Annotated in this window: 13 protein-coding genes and 2 pseudogenes; 6 read left to right on the top strand and 9 right to left on the bottom strand. The window is 39.9% G+C overall.

Annotation, left to right across the window (positions count from 1 at the left end; translation table 11 throughout):
* Positions 1–68 precede the first annotated feature (68 nt).
* The 3 genes and pseudogenes from V7K21_RS30580 to V7K21_RS30570 form a co-directional block, all read right to left on the bottom strand.
* A pseudogene (locus V7K21_RS30580) lies at positions 69–719 on the bottom strand (IS4 family transposase); the annotation flags it as partial.
* Positions 720–940: 221 nt separating this feature from the next.
* Positions 941–1,189 carry a hypothetical protein gene (locus V7K21_RS30575; RefSeq protein WP_442948847.1) on the bottom strand — a complete coding sequence of 83 codons (249 nt, stop codon included), beginning with the start codon at positions 1,187–1,189 and terminating at the stop codon, positions 941–943.
* A 17-nt stretch (positions 1,190–1,206) separates the two neighbouring features.
* Positions 1,207–1,332 carry an IS4/Tn5 family transposase DNA-binding protein gene (locus V7K21_RS30570; protein ID WP_442948846.1) on the bottom strand — a complete coding sequence of 42 codons (126 nt, stop codon included), beginning with the start codon at positions 1,330–1,332 and terminating at the stop codon, positions 1,207–1,209.
* Positions 1,333–1,635: 303 nt separating this feature from the next.
* Here V7K21_RS30570 and V7K21_RS04485 point away from each other — a divergent pair, with 303 nt between their 5' ends.
* Positions 1,636–1,761, top strand: coding sequence for a UPF0175 family protein (locus tag V7K21_RS04485; RefSeq protein ID WP_335171922.1), 126 nt, complete (start codon positions 1,636–1,638; stop codon positions 1,759–1,761).
* Between the two features lie 152 nt (positions 1,762–1,913).
* Here the strand turns inward: V7K21_RS04485 and V7K21_RS04480 are convergent, their stop codons facing one another.
* Complete coding sequence (locus V7K21_RS04480; protein ID WP_335171920.1) at positions 1,914–2,036, bottom strand: hypothetical protein; 123 nt, start codon at positions 2,034–2,036, stop codon at positions 1,914–1,916.
* Between the two features lies 1 nt (position 2,037).
* Between V7K21_RS04480 and V7K21_RS04475 the strand changes: the two genes are divergently transcribed.
* From V7K21_RS04475 to V7K21_RS04455, 5 genes and pseudogenes are all read left to right on the top strand, one after another.
* Positions 2,038–2,658 carry a Uma2 family endonuclease gene (locus V7K21_RS04475; RefSeq protein ID WP_335171918.1) on the top strand — a complete coding sequence of 207 codons (621 nt, stop codon included), beginning with the start codon at positions 2,038–2,040 and terminating at the stop codon, positions 2,656–2,658.
* Positions 2,659–2,671: 13 nt separating this feature from the next.
* Positions 2,672–3,043: a type I restriction endonuclease gene (locus V7K21_RS04470; RefSeq protein ID WP_335171917.1), complete on the top strand. Its 372-nt coding sequence runs from the start codon at positions 2,672–2,674 to the stop codon at positions 3,041–3,043.
* Positions 2,998–4,029, top strand: coding sequence for a type I restriction enzyme subunit R domain-containing protein (locus V7K21_RS04465; RefSeq protein ID WP_335171915.1), 1,032 nt, complete (start codon positions 2,998–3,000; stop codon positions 4,027–4,029). The genes V7K21_RS04470 and V7K21_RS04465 overlap by 46 nt, the downstream gene beginning before the upstream one ends.
* Positions 3,965–5,125 (top strand): type I restriction enzyme endonuclease domain-containing protein, encoded by a 1,161-nt coding sequence (locus tag V7K21_RS04460; protein ID WP_335171913.1) that lies wholly within the window; start codon positions 3,965–3,967, stop codon positions 5,123–5,125. The genes V7K21_RS04465 and V7K21_RS04460 overlap by 65 nt, the downstream gene beginning before the upstream one ends.
* 15 nt (positions 5,126–5,140) lie before the next feature.
* Positions 5,141–5,576 (top strand): annotated as a pseudogene (locus V7K21_RS04455) (ISKra4 family transposase); the annotation flags it as partial.
* Here the strand turns inward: V7K21_RS04455 and V7K21_RS04450 are convergent.
* The 5 genes from V7K21_RS04450 to V7K21_RS04430 form a co-directional block, all read right to left on the bottom strand.
* Positions 5,554–5,940, bottom strand: a complete 387-nt coding sequence (locus V7K21_RS04450; protein WP_335171912.1) for a DnaB-like helicase N-terminal domain-containing protein — start codon at positions 5,938–5,940, stop codon at positions 5,554–5,556. The pseudogene V7K21_RS04455 and the gene V7K21_RS04450 sit on opposite strands and share 23 nt — an antisense overlap.
* Entirely contained in the window at positions 5,898–7,175 is a 1,278-nt protein-coding gene (locus V7K21_RS04445; protein ID WP_335171911.1) for a DNA cytosine methyltransferase, read from the bottom strand. The genes V7K21_RS04450 and V7K21_RS04445 overlap by 43 nt, the downstream gene beginning before the upstream one ends.
* Positions 7,168–7,461: a hypothetical protein gene (locus V7K21_RS04440; RefSeq protein WP_335171909.1), complete on the bottom strand. Its 294-nt coding sequence runs from the start codon at positions 7,459–7,461 to the stop codon at positions 7,168–7,170. Before V7K21_RS04440 ends, V7K21_RS04445 begins: the two co-directional genes overlap by 8 nt.
* Positions 7,462–7,557: 96 nt before the next feature.
* Positions 7,558–8,034, bottom strand: coding sequence for a DUF6262 family protein (locus V7K21_RS04435; protein ID WP_335171907.1), 477 nt, complete (start codon positions 8,032–8,034; stop codon positions 7,558–7,560).
* Positions 8,027–8,869: a hypothetical protein gene (locus tag V7K21_RS04430; protein ID WP_335171904.1), complete on the bottom strand. Its 843-nt coding sequence runs from the start codon at positions 8,867–8,869 to the stop codon at positions 8,027–8,029. The genes V7K21_RS04435 and V7K21_RS04430 overlap by 8 nt, the downstream gene beginning before the upstream one ends.
* Positions 8,870–8,960: the final 91 nt, after the last annotated feature.

Raw genomic sequence — 8,960 nt, 5'->3', positions numbered from 1 at the left:
AGCACTCGATTGCAATTACTTTACCGTATTTGCTGTGCTGTTTCTTAAATCCTTTACTAGTAAGCCTTTCAAGACTTAACGGGAAAAGTCAGGATACCAATAGGGGTTTTATGTCGATGTTCTAAGTAACCCCCTAAACGAGCGATCGCTTGCACAGCCCAACTAAGTGTTAATATTTTGGGTATTTTGGGAGATTTAGCTTTTAAAATAGGAAGCTGAAGGGGATTAAGAATTTCAATTGCATCAGTCGTTGGCTGGGTGCGGTGTATATAAGTCAACTGCAACAGTTCTACAGCAATCACACTCAGGAAGCCAATTAAGGTTTTCATCCCATCAGCAGCAAGTCTATATCTTTCCACCTGACATCCCGACTTGAAAATTTTGTGATATTCCTCTACCCGCCAACGGTAAGAATACCAACGTAAAATCGTAGAAGCCATCTGGATATCTGCGACAACTTCTGTAGTCAGCAGCATCCACTCTACAGGCGTCTCCCCCTCTGGACAATCAACTTCTGTAGCATAGACAGCGTATACGAGTAGAGGATCACGGTTGTCAAAACGATAGGGGGTACGGAGATTCACAGAACAAAATCGTACAGCCAACTTGGCTTTGCGGGCAGAACGCTTACTCGTCTGGGGTAATTCGATTTCCTGTTGCAGACTGATAAATTGGCTTTCCAGTTTTGACCAGAGACGCTCGCTATCAGAATTTAAACTGCGGTTACCGCGCGAAGAAGAACTCCCGTGTGCTGAAGTTGACGAACTTTATCGAAAACTTCTGTGATATCACCTTCTCGGTCGAAAGCATGAATTACTCGTGTGTGCTTACTTACAAGGTTTTCGACAGTGGTGAGTGCTTCTACCCACCTGTAAGATTCTTTTTGTTCAAAGGGGCGGTTTCGAGCTTCTTTCCGGGCTGCTGCTTGTCTTTTTTTCTTCTATGTCGGGGTTTCATCTTTTAGCGACTTCTGCTTTGGCTCTCGATTCCACAGTTTTTGCCACAATAAACCTATAGATTGACCTTTTTCAGCTTCAATCGCTAGAGCGCTGTGTAATCTTAAACCGTTACCTCCCTTACCAATTGGACCGTAACCTTCTTTTTTAGCCGCAATACTGCCATAATCAAGGAAACTAGTGTCTCCGACACACAGTACTACATCGGATTCTGCAACAGTTTCTGCTATCATTTGACAGTGCGGCTCTATTAGCTTGGTAAATTCCACTTTTGGATTAGCAAAAACTCATAGGTTCTCTTAAGTACACTTGCTCCACTGAAGATTTCCGATAGTGCTTTGCCAAATCCAAGACTTAGAGCATAGCCTATGGACATTGCACGCTCATTCAATCGGCGGTAAGCGTAGCCATGCCGTTAGGCTTATCGCCTAGCTTACAAGTCGCAAAATTTTTCTCCCACCAGTCCAACATTATTTGTCGCCTCTGATACCACGCTTGGCTTATTTGACTGTAAACCTTGTACCTTGCCTTAAATCCTTTGTGAGCAAGCTTTTCAAGACTTAACGGGAAAAGTCAGGTCTCATCTCAGGTAAACTTTCCGTCGAAGACCTAGACATCCAATTCCCGCCCAGCATGACAGAAGAATTAGAATAAATAGTAAGACTTGGAATTTTCCCTGATGAGCATCACAATTCCCGATGATATCCTCCGAGCATCAAATCTGACAGAGGATGAACTGAAGTTAGAAATTGCTATCTTGCTTTACCAGCAAGGTAAAATTAGCAGTGGCAAAGTCCAAGCATGAACAGGAATCACAGTGCTTGAATTTCAGCATGAATTAGCCAAACGTGGTTTACACATTAATTATGATGTTGAATATTTCCAATCCGATATAAAGACACTGCAATCAATAGGCTAGGTGGACTTTAGAGTTAGCCCTCAGTTGTATACAATTATCTAACGAAGTTTAAGGCTTTGATCAACAAATAACGGCCACAAATGCAGTGTGCGATCGCTTCTCTGCGAGACGCTACGCGAACGCTCACCGTAGACACTAGCATAATCATGAGGAAAAATCATAATGGTTCAATCAGCCTCAAAACTTATCACCCTTGATGAATTTATTACTCAGTACGGCGATAGCGATCACTATGAACTTATTGATGGGGAATTAATCGACATGGAACCGACAGGGCCCTATGAGCAGGTATCATCTTTAGTTGGGCGAAAACTGAATGTAGAAATTGACCGCCAGGACTTGCCATATTTTATCCCCCATCGCTGCTTGATTAGACTGTTGGGAACAAATACAGCCTTTCGTCCCGATGTGATTTTGTTAGACCAAACGCAACTAGTCAATGAACCATTGTGGCAACAAGAACCCGTAATTACATCAGGAAGCTCAATTAAACTAATTGCTAAAGTTGTCAGTACAAACTGGCAAAACGACTACGCCCGCAAAGTTGAAGATTACGCCCTATTAGCTGTATCTGAGTATTGGATTGTCGATTATTTGGGCATTGGTGGCAGAGAATATATTGGCAAACCCAAGCAGCCAACGGTTACAATTTGTACATTAGTAGAGGATGAGTATCAAAAGCGATTGTTTCAAAACAACGATCAACTCGTTTCCTCAATCTTTCCTAATTGGCAACTAACAGCAAAACAAGTCTTTGCGGCTGGGGGTGCTGTAGCCATGTAGTTTCAGCTAAACCATGCCTAACTTTATCTCTGAAGATGACATCGAACAAGCGGTACTTGCCAAATTAAAGCAGCACGGCTTTAATTTGCTCAACTGCTTCACCACCAACTCCGACGATCTCAACGACAGATCCAACCGCACAGATAAAAGCGAGGTCATTTTTAGTGATCGCCTGAAAGCAGCAATTCGCCTCAACCCCAACTTACCAGCAGAAGCGATCGCCCAAGGTTTAGAAACTCTCACCAATAAACGCCAGTTAATGTCTCCCATCGCCGCAAATCGGGAAATAGACAGGCTAATTCGTGACGGTATCCCCATTGAGTATGAAAATGCCCATAGATGCGGGATTTTCTCTCACTCAACAAGCGCATTGTCTTTACCCTGATTCAAAAGTTTCGCTACGAGAAAGCTAAAAAGTATCCACTATTGAGCGATCGCAACGACATCATTGTAATTGTCGATGAAGCACACCGCACCCAGTATAAAACTTTAGCGGAAAATATGCGGGCAGGTTTACCCAATGCCAATTATCTCGCCTTCACAGGTACACCCCTATTAGGTAAAAAGCGCAAGACTAACGAATGGTTTGGGGATTATGTCAGCGAGTATAACTTTTCTCAGTCAGTAGATGATGGTGCAACCGTCCCCCTGTTTGATCAGAAGCGAGTACCAGAGGTACTGATTCAAAACGAGGATTTAAGCGAGGAATTTTACCAAATACTCGAAGATGAAAACCTTGATGACACCCAGCAAGCAAAGCTAGAAAGGAAATTTGCCCGCGAAACCGAAGTTATTAAACGCGATGATAGGTTAAAGGCGATCGCTAAAGATATTGTTTACCACTTTCCCCGTCGTGGCTATCTTGGTAAAGGCTTGGTGGTTTATCTAAATAAATTCACTGCTGTGAAAATGTACGATAAAGTACAGTATTACTGGAAAGCAGAAATTAAAAATCTGGTGGGACGAATTAAGAAATCTAATAATGACATAGAGAAAGTTCGCCTCAAAAAGATTCTCGACTTTATGCGAGAAACAGAAATGGCTGTGGTGATTAGTCTGGAAGGAAGCGAAAGCGAAGTTGAAAAATTTACGAAACAAGGACTTGATATTAAACCTCACCGCGAACGAATGAATACCGTTGATGCACAGGGGCATGATATCGAGTATCAGTTTAAAGAAGCCGAAAATCCCCTGCGGTTGGTGTTTGTCTGCGCCATGTGGCTGACAGGTTTCGATGCGCCCACTCTCTCGACGCTTTACCTTGACAAGCCGATGAAAGACCACACGCTGATGCAAACTATCGCCCGTGCGAACCGCGTCACCTCATATCAGATTCACAACGTCACCAAACACCAACGGCGAAATTATTGATTACTACAACGTCTTCCGCAACATGAAGCAAGCCTTGGCAGCTTACGCTTTGGGCGATGATGGAGACAAGGAAGACTCACCCATTCAAGAAAAGTCTAACCTGTTTGAGTTACTCGATGATGCGATCGGGCAAGGGCTGAATTTTTGTCGGGAACTGGGGATTGATTTAGAAAGCATCCTCAAAATTCAGGAAACTCTCCAGAAATTAGGGCAATTTAACCAGTTTGCTGACACCCTATTGCAAAAAGATGAATGGCGTAAAGGATTTTTTGTCTATCAAAATACCATTACCTCACTCTATGAAGCCTGTAAACCAGAGATAATCAAGCAACCACGTCCATTGGTTTTCATCTTCCAATATCTGCGAGGAGTGATTGATAGTATTATTGAACGCAAAGATATTGACCATGCAAGTTTAAAAATTGCTGAACTGCTAGATGAAAGCGTAGTTGCTGATAATCAAGGAATTACCACTAAAGAATATAGTGCAGAATACAACATTATCCAGACAGGCCAAGTCTGGGATTTAAGTAAAATTAACTTCGAGCAACTAAAAGCCGAATTTACCCACAAACCCTATAAAAATATTGAAATTACCGATTTAAGGAGCTTTATTGAAGACAAGCTGAACAAAATGATTCAGCAAAACACCACCCGCACAGACTTTGTCCAAAGGCTACAAGCAATCATTGACAAATACAACGCTGGTGGTTCATCAACTGATAACTACTACGAAGCTCTGTTTAACTTTGCAGAAAACCTGAAACAAGAAGCGGAACGCCATATTCGAGAAGGCTTAACAGAAGACGAACTGGAACTGTTTGATTTACTCAAGAAAGACAAAATGACTGCGGATGAAACCCAAAAAGTCAAATTAGCTGCACAGTCTCTCTTGCATCGTTTGAAAGCAGAACAGCCAAAAGTATTAGTGCAAGATTGGTATAAAGATATGCAGAGTCAGCGCAGGGTACAATCCGTAGTGGAAGCAGTTTTAGATCAAAACCTGCCTGACAGTTATGATCGAGTGTTATTCAAGTTTAAATGTGACACAGTATTTAATTTAATCTATGACCATGTCAGTAAAAGTTGTAAATAAATAGTATAAAAATATATCAGTAATAAATATGACGGTATTTGGAATATAATTGACCAATTAGCACCTGTTGCACAACGTCGAGAAATACTTGATTGGTTCCATTTGATAGAAAACCTCCACAAAGTTGGGGGTTCACAAAAACGCTTAAAACTCTTCCCAGAATCTACTATGGAAAGGTCAAGTTGAGGCGACTATTGCCTTATTTACAGATTGTAAAGGCAAACAAGTACAAAACTTTTGCCGTTATCTTGATAAGCATCGCAATCGCATTATCAACTACGAATATTACTAAGCTGAAGAAATTTGTTCAATTGGTTCTGGTTCAGTTGAATCTGCCGTTAAACAGGTTGACCGTCGAACAAAAATTTACGGGGCATAATGGAAACGAGAAAATGTGCCTCAAGTCCTAGCCCATCGCTGTGCTTACCTCAATGGATTATTGTCGGTTTGAGCCACTTTAAAAAGTGAGATGCTCCCGCGTAATGGTCTACGTTTATTGCTGATACAGTACGAGTAAGAAGTTGAGATAGTTTATTATTACCTCCTACTTTTTCTAATAGTTTATGATCTAATAGACAAGTAGAAACAGTTATTAAATCTGTTTGTTTGTTACTTTTATATAGTTCTAAAGCTGCTTTATAAATTTGCTGATTACTAAAAGGACAAAAAGCCTTTATAGGAAGAATATCAGCAACTACGCTGATAGCATTTGGGTCGAGTAAGATACCACCCAATATAGCTTCTTCTACTTCGACGTAAAAATTGATTACTATTAGACATTTATAATATGTTTGTTCGGTATAGGAAGCTGCCAATAATTTGTAGCTTGTTTGATATTCATTGATAAAACTTTGGGGTCTCCCAGATCAAAAACATCTTCAGGAGTAGTTGGATCGATTCCCAAACATTTCATAATTTCTGCACCAATTGCTCTCGCCAAAGGTGGCGGAACTGAATTTCCTACCTGTCTCGCACCATGCCATTTTGTGATGTGAAAACGAAACCAATCTGGAAATCCATGTAATCGTGCCATTTCTCGTACAGTAATACAGCGAGGTCTACTGTAATGAATAGGCCTTGGAGATGTGTGTGAGCCATGAGCAGCATCAGTTCCTGCCCTTAAGGTGTTGGCTATGCCATTTTCTGCCAACTTGAAAAAGTGAGAAATAGGTTCTTTCTTTCCCTGTTCCGTGGCATGAAATCTATCTCGTGAGATTTGCGAATGATTAGTTCTTATGCTCGAAGTCAAAAGCAAGGGATTCCAATTTCTTCTATAGCCAAAATGCCAACTTCTATCATCTAAACATCTCATTTCTCGCCCATAGTTGCTGGGATTGCTCCATTGTTCCGTTTCTACACAATCACCATATAGTAATTCCTCAAATTCTTCTGCTTCTGGTAAATCTTTGAGGGCATCCCAACAAGATGGGGTAAGAGGTAAAATAGCATTGACTAACTTCGCAGAAGCTAGTTGGCTACATGGAGCAGGATACTCAGGCAAAATAAAACCTTTTTTTGCGCCAATGAGAAATAGTCTCTCTCTCTTTTGTGGTATTCCATAATAAGCAGCATTGATAACTTTCCAAGGTAAAAGTATTTGATAATTATTATTACTAAAAATTTCGATTAGTTCATGTAGAAAGCATTTATGTTCGCCAATCGTCAAACCTTTCACGTTCTCAAAAACAAAATAAGAAGGCTTTAGCTCTAAAACTATTCTTACAAAATCTTTTACTAAAAAATTTCTGGGGTCGTCTAATGCTCGATGACCCATATAGGAGTACCCTTGACAGGGTGAGCCAGAGATTATAATCTCTATATTTTGATTACCAATTCCAGTTCTTTCTCGAATATCTTTCCCTGATAACTCAGTTATCGAACAAGGTAATGCTACGCTATAAGGAAAATTAAACTTATGAACAGCAGCATGAACTGGATCGATTTCAACAGCAGCTTTCACATCAAATCCAGCTTGCTCAAATCCTAAACTTAGCCCTCCTGCACCAGCAAATAAATCTATTGCTATTGGTCTTTTTAGCCTATTATTCATTCTTTTCGTTAAATAACCTGCTAAGTTGTTTGAGCTTATCCTGAGAAATTAGTTTTTTTTGATGATTGTTCATAAGTACTGAAGATTGATTTGATGGTTGAGGTGTCGATTTTTCGGGAATATTAGGCTTTGCTTCGTCACGTATCATTGTTAGTAGGCAAGCAACAGGATTCTCTACATCAGTTTTACTACAATATTTATGAAAAGCTTCAATTGATAACTTAACTTTATGATATTCACGATTTGCTATTTCCTGCTTTAGTTTTGAATTTACCTTAACCCCCATTTCGTTAATTAATTGAAAGATATCGGAGTCTTCGAGTTGAATATCAGCAGCATGAACTACGCTGGATCTATGTATATTATTTGTAGAGGAAGTTGTCTAAGATTGATTTATTCTTATGGGAATTATCTTTGTTGATGAGTTAGTAGAAGCTTTCTCTCGTAACTGCGAACGTAGGCGATCGCACTCATGTCTAAGTTCGTAGATTTCTGTAACATGACCTTTGAGTTTTTCATTCTGGTGCTTAAGTTCCTTAATCTCCGCTTCCAATTCTCTAATTCTTTGTCTGGCAATTTCATGTAGAGTTTTAAGGCTTTGGGGTCTTGGGTCTTTTTCTTCTAAGGGATTTAATTGAGTCTCCTTTTCATCTTGAATGTCTTGGATATATGCCTTAATCTCATCCCATTTATATAGATAAGAAATGGAACAGCCAGCAACATTAGCAATATTTGCAAATGTCAATGGCTGTTTTTGAGCAAGTATTTCTTGAATAGCTTTTAATACTTGCTCTTTTCTTTGAGTTTGAGTACGATGCAGAACTTCAGCTTGTTTATCGCGATTATGATTTTTAGCCATTTGCTAAATTTTTTAGTTCTGGTAGCCATTTATCCATCGCCTCAATAGTCGCTTTGGCTTCTTCTTTTGCTAATTCTGCACCTGCTTGTTCTGTTTCAGTCAGCCTTCGTTGTTCTCCTTTATACTGACGTTCATAGAGAGGTAATTTCCCACTGCTAGGACGAAAACTGGAACAGCCATAGCATTTGGGGTAAAGATTAACAGGACAGGGCGTTTTCGGTTCAAGGGCACAGTGTCCATAAACCACTAAGCGTGGGGCAATTTCAAGGTCAAGTTCGTGTGCTTTGGGATTTTTGAGTAAACTTTCTGGTAAAGATTGCCAAGGGAGGAACTTGTTATCGAGGTTCATTAACAGTTCTTGAAAAGGCAAGTCTACTGCTGCTACTTGTTCTTTAGTAAAAGGTGTATACTTTTGAAAAGTAGTGTTATTTTTAACATGGTCAGCATAAAGTTTAGCAGCTTCAATGCCATGTTTTACACGTATTTCTTGTAATCTGTTATGGCGGGTAATTTTACCTGTAAAGTGAGGTTTCTGCCCATTGGCATCACGAATGTCTTCTTTTTCTATCAGAAAACGGATAATGCGTACCATTTTATTTTCGCCTATATTTAAATGAGGTGGTTGCGGCAGAGGTCTCATATTAGTAAAAGTAAGGTAAGACTCTGGTCTTACATTTGTGAAATTACAAAATAGATATGGATATTCTGACCCAATCTCTTGTTTTATCCATTGCTGTTGTTCTTCAATTATTTGCCTGATTTCGCGATTGGCAGGTACTTGATGCCATCGCTTTGTTTTCTGTTGATAGAACCTGATATACCATTTTTCATTCAATACTTTTCGGTTAAGAATTAAGCAGTATTGATAATGGAAAAATTAAGTGGCTGGCGTTGAGTACCAGTTCCTCTATCGCATGGTTTCTTAG

Source organism: Nostoc sp. (assembly GCF_036919595.1).
Classification (GTDB): Bacteria; Cyanobacteriota; Cyanobacteriia; order Cyanobacteriales; family Nostocaceae; genus Nostoc.
Note: the sequence above shows the minus strand (reverse complement) of the source record. Positions and strands in the feature narration are given on the sequence as shown.

What these genes read in the sequence shown, in the direction of transcription:
- V7K21_RS30575 (WP_442948847.1), bottom strand. Translation starts at nt 1,189, where the DNA reads ATGATAGCAGAAACTGTTGCAGAATCCGATGTAGTACTGTGTGTCGGA.
- V7K21_RS30570 (WP_442948846.1), bottom strand. Translation starts at nt 1,332, where the DNA reads ATGTCCATAGGCTATGCTCTAAGTCTTGGATTTGGCAAAGCACTATCG.
- V7K21_RS04485 (WP_335171922.1), top strand. Translation starts at nt 1,636, where the DNA reads ATGAGCATCACAATTCCCGATGATATCCTCCGAGCATCAAATCTGACA.
- V7K21_RS04480 (WP_335171920.1), bottom strand. Translation starts at nt 2,036, where the DNA reads ATGATTTTTCCTCATGATTATGCTAGTGTCTACGGTGAGCGTTCGCGT.
- V7K21_RS04475 (WP_335171918.1), top strand. Translation starts at nt 2,038, where the DNA reads ATGGTTCAATCAGCCTCAAAACTTATCACCCTTGATGAATTTATTACT.
- V7K21_RS04470 (WP_335171917.1), top strand. Translation starts at nt 2,672, where the DNA reads ATGCCTAACTTTATCTCTGAAGATGACATCGAACAAGCGGTACTTGCC.
- V7K21_RS04465 (WP_335171915.1), top strand. Translation starts at nt 2,998, where the DNA reads ATGCGGGATTTTCTCTCACTCAACAAGCGCATTGTCTTTACCCTGATT.
- V7K21_RS04445 (WP_335171911.1), bottom strand. Translation starts at nt 7,175, where the DNA reads ATGAATAATAGGCTAAAAAGACCAATAGCAATAGATTTATTTGCTGGT.
- V7K21_RS04440 (WP_335171909.1), bottom strand. Translation starts at nt 7,461, where the DNA reads ATGGGGGTTAAGGTAAATTCAAAACTAAAGCAGGAAATAGCAAATCGT.
- V7K21_RS04435 (WP_335171907.1), bottom strand. Translation starts at nt 8,034, where the DNA reads ATGGCTAAAAATCATAATCGCGATAAACAAGCTGAAGTTCTGCATCGT.